The 22,849-nt window shown below is 60.3% G+C and carries 32 protein-coding genes, 1 tRNA gene and 2 pseudogenes; 16 read left to right on the top strand and 19 right to left on the bottom strand.

Going from position 1 to position 22,849, the window contains the following annotated elements; translation table 11 throughout:
- Positions 1-6: 6 nt before the first annotated feature.
- Together ACMDCM_RS02335 and ACMDCM_RS02330 are read right to left on the bottom strand one after the other, a co-directional pair.
- Positions 7-462: a ribbon-helix-helix protein, CopG family gene (locus ACMDCM_RS02335; RefSeq protein ID WP_412772062.1), complete on the bottom strand. Its 456-nt coding sequence runs from the start codon at positions 460-462 to the stop codon at positions 7-9.
- Positions 463-465: 3 nt separating this feature from the next.
- Entirely contained in the window at positions 466-2,481 is a 2,016-nt protein-coding gene (locus ACMDCM_RS02330) for a conjugal transfer protein TraG (protein WP_412772061.1), read from the bottom strand.
- 306 nt (positions 2,482-2,787) lie between these two features.
- Here ACMDCM_RS02330 and ACMDCM_RS02325 point away from each other — a divergent pair, with 306 nt between their 5' ends.
- From ACMDCM_RS02325 to ACMDCM_RS02315, 3 genes are read left to right on the top strand one after another with little or no spacing between them, the layout of a single operon-like run.
- A complete protein-coding gene (locus ACMDCM_RS02325) occupies positions 2,788-3,075 on the top strand; it encodes a type II toxin-antitoxin system ParD family antitoxin (protein ID WP_412772060.1) in 288 nt (95 codons plus the stop codon).
- Positions 3,076-3,080: 5 nt separating this feature from the next.
- Positions 3,081-3,431 carry a type II toxin-antitoxin system RelE/ParE family toxin gene (locus ACMDCM_RS02320; protein WP_412772059.1) on the top strand — a complete coding sequence of 117 codons (351 nt, stop codon included), beginning with the start codon at positions 3,081-3,083 and terminating at the stop codon, positions 3,429-3,431.
- 49 nt (positions 3,432-3,480) lie between these two features.
- The gene (locus ACMDCM_RS02315; RefSeq protein WP_412772058.1) at positions 3,481-4,047 is read left to right on the top strand and encodes a hypothetical protein; all 567 of its coding nucleotides are present in this window, start codon (positions 3,481-3,483) and stop codon (positions 4,045-4,047) included.
- Here the strand turns inward: ACMDCM_RS02315 and ACMDCM_RS02310 are convergent.
- The 12 genes and pseudogenes from ACMDCM_RS02310 to ACMDCM_RS02255 all read right to left on the bottom strand — a co-directional run bounded on the left by ACMDCM_RS02310 (position 4,034) and on the right by ACMDCM_RS02255 (position 12,423).
- Positions 4,034-4,210 (bottom strand): hypothetical protein, encoded by a 177-nt coding sequence (locus ACMDCM_RS02310; RefSeq protein WP_412772057.1) that lies wholly within the window; start codon positions 4,208-4,210, stop codon positions 4,034-4,036. The two genes, ACMDCM_RS02315 and ACMDCM_RS02310, sit on opposite strands and share 14 nt — an antisense overlap.
- 46 nt (positions 4,211-4,256) lie before the next feature.
- Positions 4,257-5,993 carry a relaxase/mobilization nuclease domain-containing protein gene (locus ACMDCM_RS02305; protein WP_412772056.1) on the bottom strand — a complete coding sequence of 579 codons (1,737 nt, stop codon included), beginning with the start codon at positions 5,991-5,993 and terminating at the stop codon, positions 4,257-4,259.
- 238 nt (positions 5,994-6,231) lie between these two features.
- A complete protein-coding gene (locus tag ACMDCM_RS02300) occupies positions 6,232-6,993 on the bottom strand; it encodes a lytic transglycosylase domain-containing protein (protein WP_412772055.1) in 762 nt (253 codons plus the stop codon).
- Between the two features lie 236 nt (positions 6,994-7,229).
- Entirely contained in the window at positions 7,230-7,556 is a 327-nt protein-coding gene (locus tag ACMDCM_RS02295; protein WP_412772054.1) for a DUF736 domain-containing protein, read from the bottom strand.
- Between the two features lie 36 nt (positions 7,557-7,592).
- On the bottom strand, positions 7,593-8,153 hold the full coding sequence (locus ACMDCM_RS02290) for a S26 family signal peptidase (RefSeq protein WP_412772053.1): 561 nt from the start codon (positions 8,151-8,153) through the stop codon (positions 7,593-7,595).
- Positions 8,150-8,644, bottom strand: coding sequence for a DUF2840 domain-containing protein (locus ACMDCM_RS02285; protein WP_412772052.1), 495 nt, complete (start codon positions 8,642-8,644; stop codon positions 8,150-8,152). The genes ACMDCM_RS02290 and ACMDCM_RS02285 overlap by 4 nt, the downstream gene beginning before the upstream one ends.
- Positions 8,645-8,926: 282 nt before the next feature.
- Positions 8,927-9,802 (bottom strand): replication initiator protein A, encoded by an 876-nt coding sequence (locus ACMDCM_RS02280; RefSeq protein WP_412772051.1) that lies wholly within the window; start codon positions 9,800-9,802, stop codon positions 8,927-8,929.
- A gap of 14 nt (positions 9,803-9,816) precedes the next feature.
- Positions 9,817-10,080 (bottom strand): helix-turn-helix transcriptional regulator, encoded by a 264-nt coding sequence (locus ACMDCM_RS02275; protein ID WP_412772050.1) that lies wholly within the window; start codon positions 10,078-10,080, stop codon positions 9,817-9,819.
- 275 nt (positions 10,081-10,355) lie between these two features.
- Positions 10,356-11,114, bottom strand: a complete 759-nt coding sequence (locus ACMDCM_RS02270) for a MerR family transcriptional regulator (RefSeq protein ID WP_412772049.1) — start codon at positions 11,112-11,114, stop codon at positions 10,356-10,358.
- 117 nt (positions 11,115-11,231) lie between these two features.
- Positions 11,232-11,831 carry a DUF2285 domain-containing protein gene (locus ACMDCM_RS02265; protein ID WP_412772048.1) on the bottom strand — a complete coding sequence of 200 codons (600 nt, stop codon included), beginning with the start codon at positions 11,829-11,831 and terminating at the stop codon, positions 11,232-11,234.
- Positions 11,832-11,880: 49 nt separating this feature from the next.
- Positions 11,881-12,027 (bottom strand): annotated as a pseudogene (locus ACMDCM_RS02260) (transcriptional regulator domain-containing protein); the annotation flags it as partial.
- A 132-nt stretch (positions 12,028-12,159) separates the two neighbouring features.
- Positions 12,160-12,423: a DNA -binding domain-containing protein gene (locus tag ACMDCM_RS02255; RefSeq protein ID WP_412772047.1), complete on the bottom strand. Its 264-nt coding sequence runs from the start codon at positions 12,421-12,423 to the stop codon at positions 12,160-12,162.
- A gap of 227 nt (positions 12,424-12,650) precedes the next feature.
- On the opposite strand from ACMDCM_RS02255, the gene ACMDCM_RS02250 reads away from it, so the two are divergent.
- Positions 12,651-12,866 (top strand): helix-turn-helix domain-containing protein, encoded by a 216-nt coding sequence (locus tag ACMDCM_RS02250; protein WP_412772046.1) that lies wholly within the window; start codon positions 12,651-12,653, stop codon positions 12,864-12,866.
- Positions 12,867-13,049: 183 nt separating this feature from the next.
- Here the strand turns inward: ACMDCM_RS02250 and ACMDCM_RS02245 are convergent, their stop codons facing one another.
- Together ACMDCM_RS02245 and ACMDCM_RS02240 are read right to left on the bottom strand one after the other, a co-directional pair.
- On the bottom strand, positions 13,050-13,721 hold the full coding sequence (locus tag ACMDCM_RS02245) for a DNA methyltransferase (RefSeq protein ID WP_412772045.1): 672 nt from the start codon (positions 13,719-13,721) through the stop codon (positions 13,050-13,052).
- Positions 13,722-14,099: 378 nt separating this feature from the next.
- Positions 14,100-14,414 (bottom strand): DUF736 domain-containing protein, encoded by a 315-nt coding sequence (locus ACMDCM_RS02240; protein WP_412772044.1) that lies wholly within the window; start codon positions 14,412-14,414, stop codon positions 14,100-14,102.
- Positions 14,415-14,876: 462 nt separating this feature from the next.
- Between ACMDCM_RS02240 and ACMDCM_RS02235 the strand changes: the two genes are divergently transcribed.
- From ACMDCM_RS02235 to ACMDCM_RS02210, 6 genes are all read left to right on the top strand, one after another.
- The gene (locus tag ACMDCM_RS02235; protein WP_412772043.1) at positions 14,877-15,338 is read left to right on the top strand and encodes a hypothetical protein; all 462 of its coding nucleotides are present in this window, start codon (positions 14,877-14,879) and stop codon (positions 15,336-15,338) included.
- Positions 15,339-16,818: 1,480 nt separating this feature from the next.
- Positions 16,819-17,088: a hypothetical protein gene (locus ACMDCM_RS02230; protein WP_412772042.1), complete on the top strand. Its 270-nt coding sequence runs from the start codon at positions 16,819-16,821 to the stop codon at positions 17,086-17,088.
- A gap of 55 nt (positions 17,089-17,143) precedes the next feature.
- On the top strand, positions 17,144-17,350 hold the full coding sequence (locus ACMDCM_RS02225; protein ID WP_412772041.1) for a hypothetical protein: 207 nt from the start codon (positions 17,144-17,146) through the stop codon (positions 17,348-17,350).
- A gap of 187 nt (positions 17,351-17,537) precedes the next feature.
- Positions 17,538-17,702, top strand: coding sequence for a hypothetical protein (locus ACMDCM_RS02220; protein ID WP_412772040.1), 165 nt, complete (start codon positions 17,538-17,540; stop codon positions 17,700-17,702).
- Positions 17,703-17,722: 20 nt separating this feature from the next.
- Entirely contained in the window at positions 17,723-18,073 is a 351-nt protein-coding gene (locus ACMDCM_RS02215; RefSeq protein ID WP_412772039.1) for a YidB family protein, read from the top strand.
- Between the two features lie 88 nt (positions 18,074-18,161).
- Complete coding sequence (locus tag ACMDCM_RS02210) at positions 18,162-18,695, top strand: serine hydrolase (RefSeq protein WP_412772038.1); 534 nt, start codon at positions 18,162-18,164, stop codon at positions 18,693-18,695.
- Here the strand turns inward: ACMDCM_RS02210 and ACMDCM_RS02205 are convergent.
- Positions 18,579-19,379 (bottom strand): hypothetical protein, encoded by an 801-nt coding sequence (locus ACMDCM_RS02205; RefSeq protein WP_412772037.1) that lies wholly within the window; start codon positions 19,377-19,379, stop codon positions 18,579-18,581. The two genes, ACMDCM_RS02210 and ACMDCM_RS02205, sit on opposite strands and share 117 nt — an antisense overlap.
- Positions 19,380-19,746: 367 nt before the next feature.
- On the opposite strand from ACMDCM_RS02205, the gene ACMDCM_RS02200 reads away from it, so the two are divergent.
- The gene (locus ACMDCM_RS02200) at positions 19,747-19,923 is read left to right on the top strand and encodes a hypothetical protein (RefSeq protein WP_412772036.1); all 177 of its coding nucleotides are present in this window, start codon (positions 19,747-19,749) and stop codon (positions 19,921-19,923) included.
- A gap of 195 nt (positions 19,924-20,118) precedes the next feature.
- Positions 20,119-20,191: transfer RNA gene (locus tag ACMDCM_RS02195), tRNA-OTHER, on the top strand.
- Between the two features lie 91 nt (positions 20,192-20,282).
- Here the strand turns inward: ACMDCM_RS02195 and ACMDCM_RS02190 are convergent.
- Positions 20,283-20,495, bottom strand: coding sequence for a hypothetical protein (locus ACMDCM_RS02190; RefSeq protein WP_412772035.1), 213 nt, complete (start codon positions 20,493-20,495; stop codon positions 20,283-20,285).
- A 61-nt stretch (positions 20,496-20,556) separates the two neighbouring features.
- On the opposite strand from ACMDCM_RS02190, the gene ACMDCM_RS02185 reads away from it, so the two are divergent.
- The 4 genes and pseudogenes from ACMDCM_RS02185 (at position 20,557) to ACMDCM_RS02170 (ending at position 22,194) form a co-directional block, all read left to right on the top strand.
- Complete coding sequence (locus ACMDCM_RS02185; RefSeq protein WP_412772034.1) at positions 20,557-20,682, top strand: hypothetical protein; 126 nt, start codon at positions 20,557-20,559, stop codon at positions 20,680-20,682.
- 498 nt (positions 20,683-21,180) lie between these two features.
- On the top strand, positions 21,181-21,450 hold the full coding sequence (locus tag ACMDCM_RS02180; protein WP_412772033.1) for a hypothetical protein: 270 nt from the start codon (positions 21,181-21,183) through the stop codon (positions 21,448-21,450).
- Positions 21,447-21,876: pseudogene (locus tag ACMDCM_RS02175) on the top strand (thermonuclease family protein). The gene ACMDCM_RS02180 and the pseudogene ACMDCM_RS02175 overlap by 4 nt, the downstream one beginning before the upstream one ends.
- Positions 21,877-21,957: 81 nt before the next feature.
- The gene (locus ACMDCM_RS02170) at positions 21,958-22,194 is read left to right on the top strand and encodes a hypothetical protein (RefSeq protein WP_412772032.1); all 237 of its coding nucleotides are present in this window, start codon (positions 21,958-21,960) and stop codon (positions 22,192-22,194) included.
- 135 nt (positions 22,195-22,329) lie between these two features.
- Here ACMDCM_RS02170 and ACMDCM_RS02165 read toward each other — a convergent pair whose 3' ends face one another.
- Positions 22,330-22,533 carry a cold-shock protein gene (locus ACMDCM_RS02165; protein WP_412774635.1) on the bottom strand — a complete coding sequence of 68 codons (204 nt, stop codon included), beginning with the start codon at positions 22,531-22,533 and terminating at the stop codon, positions 22,330-22,332.
- Positions 22,534-22,849: the final 316 nt, after the last annotated feature.

Raw genomic sequence — 22,849 nt, 5'->3', positions numbered from 1 at the left:
CATGAGTCATGGGTCAGGCGTTGATCTATCAACGTCGTCCCCAATCTCCTGCCGCAACTTCGGTCCCCTGGCGAGTCGACGCCCCAGCGCTTCGAGGAATTTGTCGTAGCGCTCACCGCCCTTGGCATGGGCGGCGGCCTGGGCTGTTTCCGGCAGGGATGCGGTCGATGTGAGCCAAGCGCGGATGAAGATGGCGAAGGCTTCATTGGCGATGCCGGTGTCGCGCTCCAGCCGCTGAACGGTGCGGTCGATCCGGTCAAGGCGCTTGGCAATCGCCGCCTCCCGGCGTTCATCGGCATCCGGCGACAGGAACGAGGCGATGGCCGCTTCGGCGATCATGGAGCGCGATTGCTCGCGCCGTTCCGCATAATCGGCCAACAGTCGCATCAAATCGGGATCGAGATAGATGGAGAGTCGCCGCTTCTTTCCGGCCGGTGTGAGGGCATCGGGACGTCCGGGCATGGCCTACAGCTCCATGCCGTCGCCGCGGTCCATCGCGATCCGCCGCGCCATCAGCCGCATCTCACGTACCATTGTCTGATTCGTGTCGGCGTCACGCTGCGGCTTATCGGCATCGGGATCGAACTCATTGACGGGAGCCTTCACTGGCTCCGGCGTGATGTCCTTATGCCGCTCGAGCCCAGGTTCGCGGCGAACGCCACCGTTGGCCGGATCGTCGTCCGGCTTGGCCTTGCTGTTCGTCACGAGCACAGGCCGCGGGCCGACGACGTTCTTGCCCGGCGGCGCGGCGACGGGTTTCAACGCCGACCAATCGTCAGGCTTCGGCGCGAGACTGGCCCTTGGGTCTTTCGGGACAGGCAGCAACCGTTCCTTGAACCGCGCGTCCTCGAAATAGCGCGCCTTCCTGGCGCGGATCGGCGGGATGCCGGCGACCATGACAACCTCATCGTCGGGCGGAAGCTGCATCACCTCGCCGGCGGTGAGCAGCGGTCGCGCCGTCTCGGAGCGCGAGATCATCAGATGCCCGAGCCACGGGGCGAGACGATGCCCCGCATAGTTCTGCATGGCGCGCATTTCCGTCGCGGTGCCAAGCGCATCCGACACGCGCTTTGCGGTGCGCTCGTCGTTGGTCGCGAAGCTGACTCTGACGTGGCAGTTATCGAGGATGGAATTGTTCTGTCCGTAGGCTTTCTCGATCTGATTCAAAGATTGAGCGATGAGAAATGCCTTGATCTGATAGCCGGCCATGAAGGCCAAAGCGGACTCGAAGAAGTCCAATCTCCCCAAGGCCGGAAACTCGTCGAGCATCAGCAACAAACGGTGTCGCCGGCCCTTCGCGTGCAAATCTTCCGTCAACCGCCTGCCGATCTGATTGAGCACGAGACGCACGAGCGGTTTGGTTCTGCTGATGTCGGACGGCGGCACAACGAGATAAAGCGTCGTCGGCTTTTCGCCCGACACGAGATCACTGATGCGCCAATCGCAACGGGCGGTGACGCTTGCCACGACGGGATCGCGGTACAGCCCAAGGAATGACATGGCGGTCGACAGCACGCCCGACCGTTCGTTGTCGCTCTTGTTGAGCAGTTCGCGCGCCGCACTCGCAATAACGGGATGCGGCCCCTTCTCGCCGAGATGCGGCGTCATCATCATGGCGGACAGCGTCGACTCGATTGGCCGGCGTGGGTCTGACAGAAAAGCCGCGACGCCGGCGAGCGTCTTGTCGGCCTCGGCGTAAAGGACATGGAGGATCGCGCCGACCAACAACGAATGGGACGTCTTTTCCCAGTGGTTGCGCTTTTCCAATGAGCCCTCCGGATCGACCAACACGTCGGCGACGTTCTGGACGTCCCTCACCTCCCATTCGCCTTTGCGCACCTCCAACAGCGGATTGTAGGCGGCGGAGTTTGCGTTGGTGGGATCGAACAACAACACGCGGCCGAAGCGGGCGCGAAAGCCCGCGGTCAATTCCCAATTTTCTCCTTTGATGTCATGGACGATCGAGGAGTCGGGCCAGGTCAGCAGCGTCGGCACCACGAGACCGACGCCCTTGCCGCTTCGCGTCGGTGCGAAGCACAGGACATGCTCGGCACCGTCGTGGCGCAGATAGTCGCGATCGAGTTTACCGAGCACGACGCCGTCATCCCCGAGCAGGCCCGCGGTTTTGATCTCATTCGGCCCGGCCCAACGGGCGGAACCGAAGGTGCTCACGTCCTTGGCCTCGCGCGCCCGGTAGATCGACATGAAGATGGCGATGGTGATCGCAACGAGGCTGCCCGAGGCGGCAATCCCCGCGCCCTCCAGAAAGACGTGCGGCGCATAGGCATCGTAGAAGAACCACCACCACAGAAAGGCCGGCGGCGGATAGACAGGCCATCCGGCAAGCGCGAACCAGGGCGCGCCAAGTTGCGGCTGAAAGCCGAGCCGCCACGCGATCCACTGGGTCGCGATCCAGACCGCGAGCAGCACGATCGCAAACACGACAACGATCTGGCCCCATACGACACGGCTGGCGGACACAGCGCACAACCCTCCTTGCGCATTGCAATGCTGCGAAGAAGGGCAAGAACTGTGGAGGTTTCAACTGTGTGATTGTCGCTTCGCGTAGCGCAGCGTAGGCCGTCGAAATAATACTTGCGCGTTGCGGCGCATGAAGTTGCTGGACGATGACTTTTCTCCCAGTGCGGTCGAGCGCCGCCGGCAAGTCAATGGACCAACCTTCGGCCTTTTCTGGCTCCCGCTGGGTGACCCAAAAGAGCTGCTGTGGCAATTGGCATAATATGCTAGTCGTGCTATGCTGCGGCTGTCATCTGAAGGACCATGCCGATGCCGACACGCAATGTCGTCCTGACGGACCATCATGAGAAGGTCATCGACCGGCTGGTGAAGTCCGGCCGCTACCAGAACGCCAGCGAGGTGATGCGCGAGGGCCTGCGCATGATCGAGCAGCGGGAACAGCAGGATGCCGCCAGGCTGAAGGCGCTGCGGGATGCCGCCAATGTCGGCCTCGCCGATCTGGAGGCCGGGAGGTACCGTGACTTCGCCTCGGTCGATGAGCTTGAGGACCATCTGACCCGCGCGACCGAGGATGAGCTGGCCTCCCGGCCGCGCTGAGCCACATGCCTGGGCCGCGCTGGAAGGTTCGACTCGCCGCCGCCGCCGAGGCGGACGTGCGCGCGATCTTCCTCTGGACGGTCGAGCATTTCGGCGTCGAGCAGGCGCGCCGCTACAGAGCGACGATTTTCGCCGCCTTTCGCAATCTCGATGACGGCCCGGAGGCCGCAGGCGTTCGGGATCGCGCTGAACTCGGCCGCGGCCTCAAATCGCTGCATGTCGCTCGGCACGGACGGCGCGGCCGCCACCTGATCCTGTTCACTACGAACACAGAGAACCGCATCCAGATTCTCCGCATCCTGCACGACAGTATGGACCTTGCGCGGCATCTGCCTGGGGAACGCAAAGAGGACTAGGCAGGCACGCCGTGGAGGCGTCCGGCGGACGCTGACGCAGGAGGCTCGCATGGCAATCATCTTCCAGACCATCCTTGTCGTCGTGGCGCTGGTGCTGCTGTTCCGGCTGATGATCTGGTTCGTACCGGTATTGGCCGGGATAGGACTCGGCTGGCTGGCCTACGGACATGGCGCAGGCGGCCTCGTCGCACTCGGCGTGACGGTGTTCGGCGGGGTTGCGGCGTTCGTGTTGCTGTTCGCGACCATCTCCGCGCGCAGGCCGACGCTGCGATGGATCGGGATGGTCATTTATCTCGTGCCGCCGATGTGGGCTGGCGCGATCGCGACACGCGCGATGGCGATCCAGACCGGGGCGGAAGGCACGTTCTGGCCGCTGCTCGCCGGCGGGTTCGGGGCGATCCTGTTCGGGCTAATGGCCTATGTGCGCTTGCCGGCGATGATGGAACAACTCGCGCAGGTCCGGCCGGAGCCGCAGCCCGAACCGCAGCCAACGCCTCGGCCGCCGCCGAAGATGGAGGAGCTGGAGCCGAAAGTGATCTACTATCAGCCGATGCCGCCGCCGCGACCGAAACTGAGGGACGGCCGCGGCGACGACGACAGGATCATTGATCTCTGACGGCGAAAGTCGCACGCAGCGCAATCTCGACGCGCGGTGGATCGAAATCGATGTCCGATAGGCCGGGCATCGCGAGAGAGTCCACGAGGCTGCGGCGCTTGCCGCTCTGGCGCGGGCGGCCGTCGTGGTTCTGCTCAGGGCTGGTTGAAGTCGTGACGCTCATGATGCACCTCCATGCCGCGAGTCTGGGCTTCCTATCGCACGATCGCTCACAATCCCAGCCCTCGCTTGCGGCCAAACGACCAGTCGACGCCGCCGTCGGCGCGGGCGACCCCGGAAATGTGTTGCCCGATATGCTTCTCGATCGAAGGCGTCCAGGGCACCAGCTTGAAGCCGAGCCCGTCATCGATCATGGCGAAGCGGCCGGAGGCGAGCGCGAAGCGCTGCCGGTAGATGCCGGCGACATACTCTCCGTCGGCAGATTTCTGGAACAGCGTGCCGGTCTCGGCCGCAAGCCTGTCCCCGAGGGTGTCCAGTTCGCGTTGCCGGAGCGTACCGAGGAGGTTTCGGCTGAACAGGATGTGCTCGCCATCGCGCCGCGCCATCCCCTCCTGCATCAGGTGTCCGGCGCGCGCTTCCATCGCCTGCTTCACCTCCAGACCGAAGCCGCCGCCGAGATCGACGGGATCGCGGGCGACAAGCTGGCGATCGAGCCAGGTCGCGCCGCTGGCCGTGGTCTGGGCTTCGATCGATAGATCGCTGCGCGTCGCCAACGCCACGCGGCGCTCGCCGCGCGTGTCCTCGAAGGTGCGTAGCTCGACGATCGAGCCCGGCGCGCTGTCGCCGGCGGCATCGAGATCGGGGAGCTTGATGTGGTGCGTGTGGCCGTCAATGCCGTCGACAACCACATAGGCCGACCCGCGCAATTCGTCGTCGAGGCCGCGATCGACCAGCCGGCCAATGATGGGCTGACCGTGGGTTTCTCCGGAGACCACATAGTCCGTCAAGCCGCGATCAATGCCGCGCTCGGTCAGGGCGCGGTGCATCCGCTTGATGATGTCGCCGCGCTCACCCAACTCACGCAACGTCGACTCCGCCCCCTCCGCTATCGCCCACTGGCCAGCGCCAATCGACTCGGCGAGGCCTAGACTTTCGAGATGGCGCAGCCGACCCACCTTGAGGGTGAGATATTGGTCAGGCTTCTGGTCCGAGACGGGCGCGAGATCGATGATACCGCTCCGGTCGGCATCGCGCGCAAGCTGGCGGTCGAGCTGGGTCCAGCGTTCGGCCGCAACCTGGCGCTCCAGCGCGCGGCGGATATCGAGGTCGGTCCGTTGGCCGAGTTCCTGCGTGATGAGATCTTGCGCCCGGTTGCGCATGCCCTCCTTGATGTAGTCGCGTGCGATCACGAGGTCCTGGCCGTCATCGGCGCGGCCGCGCAGGATGACGTGGACGTGAGGATGCTCCGTATTCCAGTGGTCGACGGCGACCCAATCGAGTTTCGTGCCAAGGTCCTTTTCAACCTGCGTCATCAGTTCGCGGGTGAAGGTCTTGAGATCGGACATTTCAACGGCGTCGTCGGGCGAGACGATGAAGCGAAAATGATGCCGGTCGTCCTTGCAGCGCTCGGCGAAGTGCTTGACGTCGGCGTCCTCGGTTTCTGGCCCGAACATGCGGGCTTTCTCGCCGTCGCGGGTGACGCCGTCGCGGCGGAGATAATTGAGATGGGCGGTGAGCGGAGCGGAGCGTGCCGTGTGGCGGACCACACGGGTCTTGATGACCGCGCCGCGTGAGCGGCTATTGATAAGGCGATTGGCGCGGATGCTTGCCACGCGGCCGCGCCCGAAGCGCGAGCCACGTCCCGACGTGATCTTGCCGGAGCGCGAGATGCAGCCCCCGGCTCTCTGCGCGGCAGCGAGCGCCTGGGCGACGAAGGGCTTTGCCCGCTGCGCTTTCGAGGAACGGATGCGGCCTGGCCGAATGTGAAAATCGTCGTCGCGCGTCATGGCTGTTTCCGCGATGTGCGATTTTCGTTGAAGGCGTTGGTGAAAACACAGGCGCGCACCTCGTGGGCCGTTCTCGCGATGTGCGAAAAATTCCAGAAAACGTAATCCAAACAACCGACCGACCGAGCCGCGATGCGCGGCTTTTTATCCCGCCCTCGAACGGTTGATGCCTTCGCTGCCCCGCAGCCCTCCGTCATGTCTACGATTACGTTTCCCGCGCAGCGTGGACACACGATGCTCATCGCAGTTCTCCACTCGCGTCCGGCCTTCGCACGAAGATGCCATCGGACGGCGGCACGAGCGCCGACAGATCGACGATCATTGGCGCGTTTGTTGGTCGGCCGGACGAAGGATCGGCTGCCGCCAAACCGCCGTCGAACTGGATGCTGAAGCGCCCGACAAAGAGCGGCGCGCGCGACCATGATGCGCGCGATGCGACGCCGGCCAAACGCATGTCGGGGGTCTTGCTGTCGATCATCGGCGCGATCCTCGCGACATAAGCGACGGTCTCGGCCGGCAGCGCGCGGCCGCTCGCCAGATGCTGATCGTAGCGTGTCGGCCCGGCGTTATAGGCGGCGAGCATCGCGGCGATCGAGCCGTAGCGATCGTGCATCTCACGGAGATAAGCCGCGCCAGCCAGAATATTGGCGCGCGGCTGCCAGGGGTCGCCGTCGAGTGCGTGGCGTGCGCGCAACTCGTCCCACGTTCTCGGCATGATCTGCATCAGGCCGATCGCGCCTTTGTGCGATCGCGCGGTCCGGTCGCCGGCGCTTTCGACGGCCATGACCGCGCGTATCCAGCGCTCGGGAATGGTGAAGCGCTGCGCCGCCTCGGCGACATCCGCCGTCCACGGATCAGACGCCGCGATTATCGCGACGCGACGTGGCGGCGGGGGATCGGCCGATGCGGAAGCCGCGGCGGCAAGGACCGCGCCGCACGCGATCAACGTCGCCATGATCGACGACAGGACGACGCAAGAACTACCCTCCCCTTGCGCCATCAGCCTGCCACCGTGCTCGCTGCGGTCAAGGACAAGGCTGCGCCGCCGGCTGGCGTTTTCCGGACGGACATCATCTAATGACAGGCCGCGCGCCCGGAAAACTTGCCAACGTCCTTCACCTCCGCTGCGCGCGACGGCCGCCTGATGGGCGATCGGGTCGGAGGGATGATCCGCGATCCGATCGATCAAAGGGATTGAGCTTGAAGGCTCACGGGCAAGACGGCGGCACATGACGTTTAAGCCTCGTCGTCGTGCTTTTTCCGGCGCGCCCAGTGCAGGTGCCAGACGTTCTTCTTGGCGCCGGACTCGAACAGCCGGGCGCGGATCGAATCGGAAAACGTCGGATCGTCGATGGTCACGGAGAGGTAAGCGCCGGCCTTGTCGCCGGTGCGATCCCAGGCCGCGCCGACTTCCATGCCGTTGCAGAAGACGCGATGGTTCGGCGCGTTTTCTGTATCCGATTCCTCGACCGGCAGGATACTGACTTCGACGTCGAGGTTGAGAGTGTGGATGCGGCCGAAGAAGCCGTCGTCTTTGCGATTGAAGGCGCCAATCTGAGGCATCGTGATCGTCCTTTCGTTGGGGGGAGAAGCGAGCCGTCACGGCCCGTCGGAAACCGGCTCGCGGAGGGATTCCGTGACCGGATCGGTGTCGTCGGCGGTCCAGACCGGAATCGCGCGACCGACGATGGTGCTAAGGGGAAGCGGACCGAAGTAACGACTGTCGAAGCTGTCGGGGCTGTCCCAGTTCATGAAGAAGGCTTCGCCGTCGTGGAGTGTGCGGCAGCCCTGCCAGTCCGGCAGCGGACGGCCGCGCGTATCGTGCGCAAGCGCCGGTCCGTAGGTCGCGCCATAGGCAAGGATCGCGTGGCCGCGCCGACAGACAGTCGTGCCGGACAGCGCCAGCACGCGCTTGATGAGCGGGAGACCGCGCGGCAGATAGCGGCGCTCGTCAAGAAAAGCCGCAAGATCGGTGGGCGGCATGACGACGGCAAGATCGGTGACGTCGACATGACCGCCAGACACGATGCGATAGAGCCCGATCGGCACGCTGGCGGAGGCGTTCCAGATGAAACGAACTTCCGGCGGGCTCAACGTCGGCAAAACGATCAGCGTCGTGCCGGCGAGCATCAAAAGCAGCGTCAGGCGGCGCGTGGTCATGGCGACACCTTACGCTGCAACAGCCAGGCGCGATGCTGTGCCAAGGAATAGACGCGGAACGGCTCGTTGACGCTGATGCGATGGTTGAGATGCCGCCAGTGCTCCAGCGCGACATCGGCGGCGTCGATGCCGAGCACCTCAATGGCATCGATCGCGCCAAGCACGCGCTCCACCTTCGGCCACCCCGAAATGCGCAACAGAATTTCGCCTCCGGGCCGCACGAAGGGCAGCGTCTGATAGGGCTCGCCCTCTCCGACCGCGCGCACGATATCGATCCGTGAAATGATCGTGCCGTATTCGTTGGCGGCCCAACGGACGAAGGCGAACACGCTGCCCGGTGCGAAGCTGACGATGCGCCGATGACGGTCGAGACGCTGGTCGTCAGCGATGCGGCCGAACCGGATGCGGTGCTCGATGCGCTTCTCGCGCCATGTCAGTTCGACCAGCGTGTGGTCATCCGATTGACCGATCGCGCGCAGTCCCGCCGTCATGGCTGCGCTCCCTCGGTGAATGACAGCACCGACGCGATGCGCAAGAGACAGCACGATCCGTCGCGCGACTCGGCGCAGCGCCGACATGCACAATGTCGCGGAACGACGGGCTGCGTTAGCAAGAGTCCGAAGGACTCTAAGTTAGCAGCGTTAGAGGGGAGCGGATTCCGCCTGCTGAATCCGAGGGATGACCGGCGGTGCGGTCCCCGATAGCACGGGAATCCGGTCCCCGATAGCACGGGCCATGTGGTCCTCGATAGCACGGGTCTGTCCACAGGCTGCTCACAGTCCGGCCGCACGCCGGCGCGGCGCACGACGTGCGCCCGCCGACAGCGGGTCGATTGGAGTGGGTTGAAAGATCAGGCGGATGCGGCCACCGAGATCGGTCACGAGCGTCAGGCGATAGCCGGGCAACGGCTGGCGCTGGACGATGGCGCGCAGATCGTAGGCGAAGTGCTTGAGCGGCGAGAGGCTGCCGGACTTCAGATGCAGATGCGGCAGGTCGAAGCTCCAGCCGTGTGTCTGCCGTCCGCCATGTTTGCGCACGAGACGATACAGCCAGCGTTCCAGCCCACCCTTCAAATCGAAATAGGCGCGATCGATGGTGAGGATCAGCGCATCGTCGAGAACGCCGGCATAGAACCAGTCCGGCACGATCAGTTCGATGCCGAGTGGCCGCCCCGTCGCATCAAGGCGTTCCTTCCATTCGTTGATCCAGGAGAAGCGATGTTGCCGCCGTTCGGATGGCTGGCGGATCGAGGTGACGATGGTGGTGGACTGCAAGCGATCGAGCGCGGCCTTCAACCGCTCATAGCTGCGGGCGGAATCGTCGCGGTTGATGAAGGCCAGGATTTCGTAAGGTGTTGCCGACATCAGGCGCGAGGTGCGTAGGCCACGGTCGCGCGCGTCGACGATTTGCGACGCGGCCCAGATCAGGACATCGGCGTCCCAGATGGTCGCCATGCCGTGCTCGACGGTCGCCTCGACGCGGATCGCCACCTCGCCCATGCGGAAGTCGATTGGCGTCACGCGGCGGGACTTGGCCAGAGAGAAGAACGGCCAGGACATTAGGTCCTGCGCGTCGCGCGCGGCGATGTCGCCGGGACGCGCGCGAAACAGTTCGAGCTGCCGATCTTCATATGTGCGAAGGGTTCTCATCGGTGCGGCCGCGATCAGGCCGCCGTATCGGCGTTATCAGACGCCGACAGGTCCGAGAATCCGGAGGCCGCCTCGGAGGTGGACCGCCGCGCACAGTCCTTGATCCATGCCTGAAGATCGACGACCGCGTAGACCACGCGCCCGCCAAGCTTGTGATAGATCGGCCCGGTGCCGTCGCAGCGATGTTTCTCCAGCGTGCGTGGGGAGAGTTCGAGAAGACGCGCGGCCTCGGGCGTGCGCACGAAGCTCGGCCAAGTCTTTTCGGTTTTCTCCGGCATTGCGGGCCTCCGTCGCAACCGCCGCCATGGCGGCGAGTCGGTTGCGACGATGGCGAAAAATTCGCGCCCCGGCGGAGTGACAAAAATCGGGGCTCTAAGGAAGTGTCCCCCCTGCGGAGTGATGCTGAAATTTGCGACAAAGACGTGGGATACGAAAAAGACCGGAAGCCTGGCTTCGTCCGCCAGTTCCAGGTCTTAAGATTTGCGCGACCGATAGGTTCGCAAACGCCTTCTATCGAATGCCTTTCTGGACCGATTGGATCTACCGATATCGGTCAATGCTTTTGCTCGTCGAGCTTTGCGACGGCGGCTCTGATGAACTTCAGGACGTCAGGGGTGACAGGGAATGTTTGCGCTGTTTGCGCATCTGCCCAGGCATCGCGCTGGATACTTGCGAGTTTCTCTTTTATTTTCTGATTGCCGCCCGTGACTGTGGCAGTCAGCTCTTTCCATCGGCCGGCAAGTGCCCGTGCAGCAGGTGCCGCTGGGTCCGTGCCCAGCAGAGATTTTGACTCTGCAATGAGGCGTCCCCAAGCCTCGCCATCATAACGCTTCTTGAGTTCTTCCTTGTCGGGTTCCGACAAATGGCGGTCGACAATCGGTGAAATCTTCTTGGCCCAATCGGGTGCGTCAGTGGTCATGGCTGTCTCCGTTGTCAAAGCGATCAACTCGTTCGCGGATAGAGATTCGCCACGCTTCAGTTTGGCCCGGGCTTTTCCAACCAACCGCAACGCGTCATCGACAGAGCGCTTGCGATCGCGCAGAACATCCTCCTGCAGAGCCAAAAGCCTATCGAGATCGACGCCTGGGTCATGCAAGATGGCACCGATCTGAACGAGCTTCAGGCCGAGACGTTTCAGCCAGATAACTTGGTAGAGACGAAGCAACTCATTCGGGCCGTAAACCCGCCAGCCTGCCGCCGTTCTCTGCGCCTGCACCAATCCATGACGCTCAAAGACGCGGAGCGCCTTGACAGTGACACCGAGGAGGCGGGCTGTCTCAGTAGCGGTTCGAAAAGGCATGCGCGTTGTCATAAGCTCCATTCCACGAACGCCGGTTTATGGGAGCGGCCCCAAGGGCCGGGTCAAGCGTTGATTGGGCTCACCGGGCTTGGCGAAGAATACCGCCGAGTGTTTCGTCAGCGCTGATATTTACACTATTCGCCCGGCACCGGCGAGCCAGCGCAGATAGCCGCCCCCGATCATGGTGCGGCTGGCCATTAGGATACGCGCGAGCCGGCGTCGTTCCGGCGCATTCTTCCAATCGATGGCGCGCAACCCCTCGACGTCCTTGTTGAGAAGAATGCCGGCGATGAAACGACGCGATGCGCCGGATTCCATGCCGTCCCAGGCACGCAGCATCAATGCAGCACGATGAAGCTGGAAGGCGGACAAGCGCTGGTCACGCGGCCAGCGCCCAGCGCGTTTTCCCTCCAGCCGTCGCATCAGCCGACCGGCATTGCGATAGCGCCACCAGAAATGCGGATCGACCGGTAGCAGGATGGCCGCGCGGACCGCTTTCGCGCCGGCGGCGAAGCAGAGTTGGTGATCGCCCTCGCTATCGGCGGCGACCGCGTGGAAACCATCGCCAGTCAGTTCGCCAAGAACAGAGAGCGCGCGCGGATCAGGAAGCGAACACGCTGCAAAGCCGTTGGGAGCAGCCGTGACAGTGAGCACCGCGGGGGAGTGGATCGGCTCCCAGATCGGACGGGCGGTTATGGCCGATACAGCGGGGTCCGCCGGGAAAGGCAAGCCCCCAACGGCGTGAGAGTCGAGCGATGGCTTCGGCTTTGGTCGTGCCGCCCGCGGCAATCTCCGTCAGCGCCTTGGCATAATCCCGCCGATATTGCCTGTTGCGACGGAGAAACTCGAAGCTGACGCCGCCACGATCAAGGCGGCCGAGCTCATTCTCGAATTGCGGCGATCGCCAGTCCTGAAGCGGCTCCATGTCTGCCTCCCCGCGCAGTGATAGCGACTCGCTTATTCGCAATGTGGGACGAGCCGGAAGAGCGATAATCAGAATGCAGGACTCAGCGGCAGCACCGAAGCCCGGTTACCGCATATATGAATGATTTATGCATTATTGCATTCGCGATTCGAGCAAGTGGCGGTATCCCTTCTCGGTCATCCAGCGCGCGCGGGCGAGATGGCTATCGTGGATACGCTTCGCTCGATCAGGATCGGCGTCAACGTCCAGGCCAAAGACGACCGCCGCCACTTCACGCCAGTCAGCACCTTCCTCGGCGGCATCAAGCAGGCGCAGATAGGTCGCGAGATGTGCTTCGTCGTAAGCATTCACCCGCTCGGTCAGCGGTGGGCTGTCCTTGAAGGTGGGCTTGTTCATCGACGTGTTTCCAAGTTTCGGCGACTTAGCTTCAAATAGATGATCCGCATCGCTCGCAACAGGACTTAGACGGCAACTCCTGCCACATAATCGGAATATCGCTATGCGGCGGATGCGGCAACAGGACCCGGTATCACGATCACTTTCCTGTCGGATCTGATCCCTTCTATACCGAATAGGAACGATCATTCCTAGAACGATCGTTCCGACTCTGCCTCGGGTGCGCCATGGACCTGAAGGAGGTCATGGCGATCAACATGCGTCGGCTGCGCTATGACAAGAAACTGACGCAAGAGGAACTTGCCGAGCGCGCGGGCTTGAGCATGCGCTACGTCGGCTCGATCGAGCGCGGCGCAGTATCAGCAAGCGTGAGCGTCCTGGGCAAGCTCGCAGTGGCGCTCGGCGTCGATCCCTGTGACCTGATCCGCTTGCGCAAGCGCTGATGGTCAAGTCGCTTCGATTCCGTCGCATTTCACCCGCGGCAGCATCGGAACTCATGACTTCAACTCGCGATGGTTGGCAGCCGCCGCTCGATCCCCGCCGCTAATCCGGGTTCTCGTGTTAAATGTCCGGGCTTGCAGCGCCTGTCCTACGGACAGACGCGCATGTGCCGCAAGAAGGACGGCTTATGCTGCCGCCCGGTGATGTTGCGGGGATGCCAGCCGCTTGCTGGCCGTGCGATAGTGCTGGTTGTCCAGTTCGATTCCGGTCCACTCCCGGCCAAGCTGCTGCGCGGCCACCAATGTCGAACCGCTGCCGCAAAACGGGTCCAGCACAAGGTCACCGGAGTTCGTAAAAGTCTCGATCAACGGTACCAACGCTTCGATGGGCTTCTGTGTGGGATGCAGCCGGTTTCCGGTATAGGGAAAGTCCAGCACGTCGGAGATAGGCCGTTCAGGCCGGGCAGGATTGCCCTTCGCCAATAAATAAGCCTGTTCGTGTTCATAGCGAAGAAAGCGCACCGCCGACGCATAACGCTTGCGAAAAATCAGGTGCCCGACAACGCGGAAGCCTGCGGACTTCCATGCGTCCATGAACAAATCCACCTTATTCCAGCCATAGAACGAAACGGCAAAGCCGCCGTCTTTCAGAACGCGGTGCATCTGGTTGAAGGCGGGGCGCAGCCAACGCCCGTTGTCGTCATTGGCGACGGTCCGGCCCTCGCGGTCGTGGAAACGGGTCACATAAGGCGGGTCCGTCAGAATGAAATCAACCATGCTCCTGTCGAAAGAGTGCATCACGTCGATGCAATCGGCATTGAAAATCACGTTGCGGGGGGCGTTTGCGTTATCGGTCATGTTTCCATTCCTTCGGGTTTGGGGTTCAGAGAAGCGAAGCGTCGCTCCTGAACCCTTGCCCGTCGGCGAGACCGGGGAAGCAAGGCGCCAGAAAAGTCTTTGGCACCGTGGAATAAATGGAGGGGACCCGTTTACGGGGAGGCGGCCGTTTTTGCCGCGAAAGGCCGGAGAGTTTTCTTGTGCCGCGCGAGGGCAGCGCCCTGAGCAACAATTCCGGCGGGAGCTTCAGCGGACGCCGGGAAAAGATCCGATCGGGATGCTGAAAATCTGAAATCCGGAAAAGCCGTGCAATCCCGATCTCCGTATGTCCTGAAAAGCGGCGGACATGAGCATGGCAAAGCCGCGCTCTTGCGAGCGGGGCTTTGCCGGTAGTCTCACCTAGTTGGCGGCGCGGCGTCGCGACCAGATCAGGGCGAACTCGCCCTCGGTGTCCGTCTCGACCAGGCTCGCGTAGATCGGGGCCGGGAATGACGGATCGTCGAGCTTGACCGAGTGATACTCGCGCAACTCGCGCGAGGTCTTCTTCCATGCCGCACCGAACGCGGTGGTTCCGGCGAGGACGCGGAAGGCGGGACCGTTTTCGGTGTCGCTTTCGGCCGGCGCGAAGGTCACCGACTTGATGTTGAGGGTAGCGGTCTTGATCGAGCCAGTGAATCCGTTGCCGACGCGTGAGAAAGTGCCGATCGTAGCCATGATGCAATTTTCCTTCTGCTGATCGGGCCGCGCCCGTCGCGGCCTCGATGATGGTCGATGGACCGGGGACGATCGGCGTGCAGCACCCGACGAGGACTTTTTTGATTTTCGCGGTGCAAAGCCGGCCCTGGCCGGCGGCGGAAAAAAGCCGCAGGCGGCGTGTTGCAGGTTTAAGATCGAGGCGACGCGCTTCGTCGCCGGTCTTCGGTTAGACCAAACCAATCAAGGACGCCCTTGAGGCGTGGCGTGAAAAGACAGCCAAAGGAAAATGCGATCTGGCGACAACGATCGGAAGTGCGCTTTCTCGCGTCACATCGAACGGCTGTTCAGGCTCCATCAAGCGGGAATCGAACCCTTCAACGCCGAAAGATGTTCTGCATGCCGTAGCGGCCCGAGACAGATAGCACCCAACACGATGAACGTTACTTGCTCTCCCTTCTAAGTCGCGCTTGAATATCTCAAATGTATTTCATCACCATTCTTTTGCTTCTGCTGATTTTTCCGATCGCTTCGACCGCTATCGAGGCGCTCGCATTTGGTCACACGCTCTCCACGTCAGCCATGAAATGGTTTGTCTTCTGGCCAATGCTGAGATTGCTCATTGCTGGCATCCGTCAAGTTATGCAGCCTGCATTCACTGCACGAGATATCTTCCACATTGAAGATCGGTCTGCTTTTGGCATCGTGAGAGAACTCGGATTCGCCAATTTCGCGATGGGCGCACTTGGCGCGCTTTCGCTCGTCTGGCCTCAATTACTGTTCGGCGGGGCGTTTGTTGGTGGAATCTACTATGCGCTCGCAGGCATAGGCCACATCCCTCATGCGCGAGGCAATTCAAAGCGGACGATGGCTATGATCTCAGATTTGGCAATTGCCATTGTGCTGGTGCTTATTGCCTGGAAGGCGTTTTGGGAGCGCGGCTGACGAGAGACGGAGAGCAAGAATAAGGAAAATGCCGCCAAAGCGCATAGGCCACACGTTGCACCTTCGCATAGCATTTAGAAAAAACCGCGCCATTCATTTTTGGTGCATGGCGCGGGAAGTCCTGGGAAACGTTAGCGACCTGGACCGGTCACCGACAGCCGCCTCGCGACTGACTACGAACGGAAGATGAGCAACTATCCGTCGTATTTGTATGTATATATCGTAATATTTGGAGGCCGTATAGCTAAATTTCGGTAGGCCATGGCACATGCCAGCGGCATAGACATCTCGAGCCCGTTACGATATATTTATTAGGAGATAGCGTATGGAGCATCAAAATGGTCAACCCTGCCTCCAAATCTGTCCTGACAGAACTTGCGGATGATGCTCGCGAAAAGGTTGGCTCGCTTCCACATGGACCTGAGCGATCCGCACTACTGAAGGCAATCTGGCAGGCTGATAACGCCATAATACTTGAGAAGTGGGTCAATTCACCGGGATTGCAGCCGCCGAAGTGAACCTAGTGATGCCTATGCGCTGGTGCGCTTCAAATCGCTACCGCCCGCTCGCCCGGCCGCGGGTTTCCCATAGGAATGCCTCCACTCACTGCGTTGTTAGTCTGGACGGGCCTGCAGCTCAATCCACGTGTTAGAGAGGTTGGGTTGTGGTCTCCGGCCGGGGCCCGCCGGTGACCCACATTGCCGGCGGGTTTTCTTTTGCCGTGAACACTCCCCCTACGGGTTACCTATCAGGACGGGCCATCGCCAGATGCCCTAAAGACCCGTCCTAACCCGCCGACGCTTCCATCAGCCCGGCGGGTTTTCGCTACCAAGAGCTTTTATCACCCGCTCATCTAGCCTCCGATTCTCGCGATGCTACGGGACTTTAAAACGGGCATTGGGCTTCTCCGTATTTGGATCAAACCCTGCCCGTTTTTAACATCGCTCCAGTACCTGTAACTGGCCTACACATGACATTTAGCGATAGGATTGTGGCGAATGAGTTTCTAGAATCGCAAATCTCGCACGGCCACCGGGCGGCGTGAGATACGGCCGGCGCTATTCAGGATGACAATGATGGGTTGGCTCCCACAAGAGAACTACGAACTAACCAACGAACGCGACTTCGAGTGCCCAGGTGAGTCTGCGACCATTCGTATACTGTAGGCCCTTCAAGGTCTGCATCTGCGTCATGTCGCTTTCAAACCGGGCGCCGCGGCAGCAACATGAGGCGATACCTCAACTTGACCGAGGCACAGGTCTATCACCTCACGAAGAGAATGCCGACGTTCAAGATCGGCGGGAAGGTTTGTGCGCGGAGGGCGGAACATGAGTGAAGACCGCGCGGCCCCCGGGAGGTAGCCTCAACCTATGGGCAGACCACGTTACCAGTCTGACCACGAAGCGCGAGTCGAACGTCGTGCGGCTTAAGACTGAGGCGTGAAGGAGGTATCCGAACCGACAAAAAGACCGGCAAGAGCGTGATCGTTGACGAGGGCAAGCGAAACCGGGCCGACATTCTGCGATTCATTCAGGCGCGCGCCGGACTGATCCATGGCGACGTCTGTGTCATCACGTACAAGGCACTCGTGGAGGAGTGGCAGCGGGCCGGTGGTCTGCCCGACAACGTGCGGCTGGCTTACTTCGGCAATCTGTCCGGCCTGAACGATTTCGAGAACGTCGCAGGCCTGATCGTGATCGGCCGGTTGCTGCCGCCCGTCCTTGAGATGGAAGCACTGGCAGGGCAATAACGCGGCCACCGCAATCGCGCTCCCGCGCGGGCCGCAGACCGAGCCCGAGGCGCACATGTGGCTTAAGGAACGGCTTGGCCCGATGGCACATGTAGAGGTGGAGCAGATGAAGGTCCGCAACAGCGCCCCCGCGCTGGCCATGCTCGCGAAGGCGTGGCGGGATTCGCCTCTCAATAAGGTAATACGAACCGTTGCCGATATTGTCGCTCAACTGATCCCGGCCTCTGGCGGGCTTCCTGACGCTTCCGAAGACAATCGATGATTTCTTTGCCACGCTCGGCGAAGACGATGATGAGCGAGGCTCCGAAGCAACGCCGAGCACGACTTAAGAGCAGGCGCGCAAGGGAAAAAACATGAATCGGGCTGGCGCGGTGGGGGCACCCCGGCGGCAGGCCACCACCCCTGCTCGTTGGGGCGTAGTATTCGCCCCAAACTCCGGTAAGATAGGCGTGCAGGTGCCGAAGACCGCGACCGTGAACGTTCAAGAGCATATCGCCCATATCGAGCGCGCCCAGGAAGAGTTGCGCAAGTTCGCGGCCGAGACCCGCAGGCCCGAACCTGCACCGTGGCAGATCGCAAGGCCGCCCTGTTCGGCGCAGGCGCAGCGTTCATGAGGTTGGTTGGGGGATAATCGATGGGAATTTTTGATAATTTGACCGGCGGTGTCCTTGGACAGCTTGAGGCGCAGTTGCTTCCTGGTCTTTTGTCCAAAGCTTTAGCGCAAACGAGTTTGGGTTCGCTGCAGGGGCTGCTCGATAAACTGAGTCAATCGGGGCTCGGCCCTCAGATCGCTTCATGGCTCGGGAGTGGTTCGAACCAACACATCACGGCGGAGCAATTGGAGAAAGCGCTGGGCGATGGTGTCGTCGACAAAATCTCAACCGAACTTAATATGCCACCGGATCAAATTTTTGGGTTTCTGGCTAAGCACTTGCCGGCAGTCATCGACGCACTCAGTCCGCACGGTACGCTTCAGCACACCTGAAATATGTGCGTCGTATCGATTCTATACGCCGACCGACAGCTATGCCGCCGCGCGGATAGTTCGAGATGTTGATCATCAACCTCCGTTGATGGGCGCGGAATTGGACGAACCTTTCGAGGGGCGGCCTTACACACTGCGGCAGTTGCTTCAGCACCAGGCCGGAGTACCCGATTACGGTAGCATTCCCTCTTATCACGAGGCCGTTCGGCGCGGTGAAAACCCGTGGGATGTCGGGCAGTTGCTCGACCGCGTTGGGGCTGACCGCCTCGACTTCGAGCCGGGCCATGGCTGGCGATATCCGAACGTTGGCTACTTGTTCGTTCGCCAGAAAATCGAGGAGAAGATAGGTCGCGATATCGGAAGCGCTCTCAAGGAACTTGTTTTTGGCGATCTGGGTCTGACCTCGGTGCGCATCGTCACTACGGCGGAGGACCTCGCCGATACCGCATGGGGCAACAACAGCGGTTATGACCCCGGTTGGGTATACCATGAGGATCGTCCTGGTCTAGTCGTTAACAGATGCACAGTTGCCGGGCTGCTTTGGAAGATTGCGAGCGAGTTCTCCCGCAAAGTGCCAACAGGCAAACGCGATTTCTTCAAAATCCCCAGCCGAGATTTCTAATCGTTGGCCGATCTTGTATTCTCGTTTTCTCAACTCCATCTTGAGCTTCAACATCTCACCTTTAGAAATGTGTCCGCGCAGTATTTCGATCCGCTGCCCATCGCGCTGGACAAATAGCAACATCCTGGGGAACTGCAGTATCAGCTTCCCATCAGACTTCGCGTCCCTCTGACCGACAATACCATTTCGATGCTCCAAACAATTCCGGGCATCCTGCAAAGACTGATAGGCTTGACCGAACACCAAAGGTTTATCTAATCGGGCGTTAACAGCATCAAGAAGCGGCGGAAACTTCATGCTTGCGGCCTCTTCCCGGAACGGCCGAAGTATCTCGTCAAGAGTACTGGAAATCTCAGCTCTGAAGCTTCCAAGATCCATCAGTCGAATGAAAAAATAGGCCTCTTCCAGAGATGCCCGAACGCCGCGCATTAAGTCTTGAAAAGCCTTCGACAGAATCCACGATTCATGACGCTGCCGGCGTTCCTCTGCATTTAATTCCGCACCGTTGAATTGAAGGCGGAACAACGGTCCAGTGCCAGGTTCTACTTCCTGCGGCTTGGATAGATCGGCTCCTGCCAAGGCATTGAAATAGAAGTCTATGATTTCCCGGCAAGTTGCGGCCGCCCTCAGGGCAGGAGCAGCAACACCGTCCGGGTGTAACGTCAATTGCAAGTTCTCTGACAAGCTTTGTCCCCTGCTAACGGGCACAAATCTGAGCTGATTAAACTGGCCGAGCTTTCGGCCCTTTAGCTAGTTCGTTGCGCCGCTTTGGCTGTTTACTGCTGCGGAAAACTATCTTCACCTTCCGCCCTGCATACCCACGTTGACAGACAGCATCATCAATAGCGAGAGAGCTATTCGCATGCATGTCATGAATGAACCTACGACGTTGGCGAAGGAGTGACCATCAGACTTTCCGTCACAATTCACTCAAATCATCCGGCACGTCACCAAATGCCCGCAACACAACAGCGTCCTCGTGTGAGAGGTTAGCTTGCACACAACGTGCGATCTGCTAAACCGCGCGTTTTATGATTGAAGGAGTGAAGATTTGCCCAAGAAGAAAGCATCTGTTCGCCGCGAATGGTCGAAGGACGACGTTCGCACTCTCAAGACGCTTGCGAAGCAAAAGGCTGGTGTCGCGAAAATTGCAAAGACGTTGAAGCGAACACCAGGCGCAACGGCAGCCAAGGCGCATACCATCGGTGTTTCTCTCAGTATGCAGTAGTGATTTCCATCGATCGATCTCTTGCGACGAGTTCCAGAATTAACCCGAAACGCCGACGTAAAGCTTAATTCCAACCTGTTGTTGCGCGTGCCTTACGCGGCGCTACCCTTCTCTCACCGGACATTGCCCTAAGTCCGGGTCCACCCTCGGCGAAGTCGTCGATCGATCATATTCCGCTCGGCGGCTTCGTATTATGCGGATTTAGCTCAGTGGCAGAGCGGTGGCTTCCAAGCCGCAGACCGATGTTCGATCCATCGAATCCGCTCCATTCGTCTATTGGGTATCGATATTTCGGTAAGCGGTGTTCCGCAGTCACCTTCCTGAAGATGTCTTGATCTGCGAGTTTGACGGTTCTAAATCTAGCAATGCGCTTGTTGGAGTTCGGCTTCTATTGTGCGGCGCTGATTCTCGTCGGAATAAGGACGCTCTGTCTTACTCTGTTGAATGGCTAGTTTAGCGATCCGAGATTTCGTGCCGTCCAGATCGGTGGCGATGCTGTATTCAACGATGTTTTCTACCCAATGTAGGACGAACCCGCCGCGATGACGCCATCTCCGCTGCAGATCGGGCATTCGCTATTGTCATAGTCGTGCGACACCGTTTGCAACGGATGTGTCATGAACCCAACACTCGATGCCGACGAAAACCGCCGCCTTGCGGACATTGATACGGAGAAGGCTCTCGGGCACGCTGATCGGCATTCACGCCACGCTCGCGATCAGCGGCTTTGTCGTGCTCATCGTCTACGTGACGGCTTGAGGCGGCTGAGACTGGATCGGCCGACAAGTTTGCCGCAGATGAACGCGGCTGATACAGATCGGTTGGGAAGACGACCGGTGAGAAAATAGCCCGTCGGCTTGCAAGCGACGGGCTTTAGCAGACAGGAAAGGTTCTAGCTTCGTGATCTAGTGGCCTGTCCGATGATCGTTCACCTGTGGGGTGCCACCTCCGGTACTGTGGTCCTGGTTCCGGGCCGGTTGCGCACCTAAATTAAGACCTCCTTCGCCCTCGCAGCCCTCGAAGCAAGGCAAGCCAATGGTATTGGACCATTTGCCGGACTGATCTGTATGGTCGCGCACTATTCCGCCGCTCACGGCGTCCAGCATTTCGGGCGAAAGCTCGCGAAGCTCGCTATTCTGCTGTTTCATGGGTTAGTCTCCTCTCGGGCGGTGAAACCATCTCACCATCAGGTAGGAGAGTGATCTTTTGCCCCAGCAAGCGCCGTGAGATAGATCACACAGGCTGAAGATGTCAGATATGGCTCGCTTTATCGTTATATTTCTAGCGCTTGCGTTTGCGGCCGCCGCCTCCGCCCAAGAGCCCAAAACCGTCAAGACTGTCAAAGTCACGCAATCGCTCAACAATACCGCGCTTTATGAAGTGAAGGACGACGGCACCGTACTAATCGATTGGGATGAAGTCGAAGCGCTCGCAGCTAGCAAGCAAAATCCCATTCTCACGCCCCAGGCTCAAGTCATGCTGGCGATCCGCGACGGCAAATGGAAAGCTAAGGATCAAGCGAAGTGATCGCCCACGATCTCTTGATCGCAGTACTTGTCACGCTCGCTTTCTCGCCAGCGCTCGCGGAAGCAATCGTCGGTCAGGCATCCATCGTTGATGGCGACACGCTCGAAATTCACGGACAGCGCATTCGCTTGTCGGGTATCGACGCGCCCGAGTCCGACCAGCTTTGTCGCGGGGATCAGTATGGGCGCATGGTCGCGGTATGCTCGATCGATCGCGAAGACGTAGCGGACTGGCTTGTGCGCAATGGCTTCGCGTTCGATTGGCCTCGATACTCAAATGGAAAGTATACTGGCGCTCAGTAAAGAAGCGGAACGCGCCGGCCGTGGCATATGGGCGAGCAGTTACGTTGTGCCGTGGAGCTATCGGGCTTGCATCAGGAATGGCGGTCGGCCTAGCGGGTGCTCGGATGATGCGAACGCGCGATAAGAAGGCGCATTGCTATCGATCATTTTCAGAATTTTGTAATCCCATTACGCAACAATGCCCTATCTCACAGGGGATATAGTCGTGGATGACAAAGTGAAAATCCGTTGTCCGGCCTGTACTCGTATTTTCAGAGAGATGTCCAGTCGCGTCCGCGACGAAGCGCAGGTCAATTGCAGCAACTGCAACAAGCTGATTACTCTGACCAAAGAGACGGAAGACCCGTTTCTGCGCCGGGCGCTCAAAGCCGCAAGCGAAATTAGAGCCGCAAAAGACAAGGCAGTTTATACAGCGATCTATAGCACCTGGCATCAGCCCTAAAGCGCGAAATGGCGCGGCTTTTACCAGAGCCGCCGGTGAGTTGGAACGAAGCGCAAAAAGGCAATTTGTTCGCGATTGTGTGCAGGGACGACAGAAATAGAAAATCCCGCCGGCCGTGACCGGCGGGCGAAAAGATCATCCCACCCGCAGGTTTTCTGCCGATTCCTTGCCGCGATTTGAGACAACCTCGTAGGATACGACAGCGCCTTCATTGAGTGAGCGAAGGCCAGCCTTCTCAACCGCCGAGATATGGACAAAAACATCCTTGCCGCCGCTGTCGGGCTGGATGAAGCCACAGCCCTTCTGCCCGTTGAACCACTTCACAGTACCAGTTGCCACTGCCGCACTCCCTTTTGGACGATCAACCATCATGAGCACTAAGCAAGAATCGCTGCAAGTCCGGCTCACCACCTGTGCGTGCTCGTTGGCACTTAACCGCCCCGCGTCGGGAAGGCGGGCGGTCTAGCATTGCGACGCAGAAAACTCCTCAAGGCGCTTACAAAGAGAAATTAATTTGCTCGTTCGGCGACCCGTAAAAAGAATCTAATTCGTCTCCTCAAAAAAGATTCGCGCTTTGTCAATTTTCGGCGCACACTCCTGCACTCTCCTTTCGTATGTGACGAAACGCTCTGAATTGCGCTCCGCCTTCCTCCCA

Origin of the sequence: Nitrobacter sp. (assembly GCF_047149785.1) — a bacterium.
In the GTDB taxonomy this organism is placed as follows: Bacteria; Pseudomonadota; Alphaproteobacteria; order Rhizobiales; family Xanthobacteraceae; genus Nitrobacter.
This window is presented reverse-complemented; position numbering and strand designations above follow the sequence as displayed.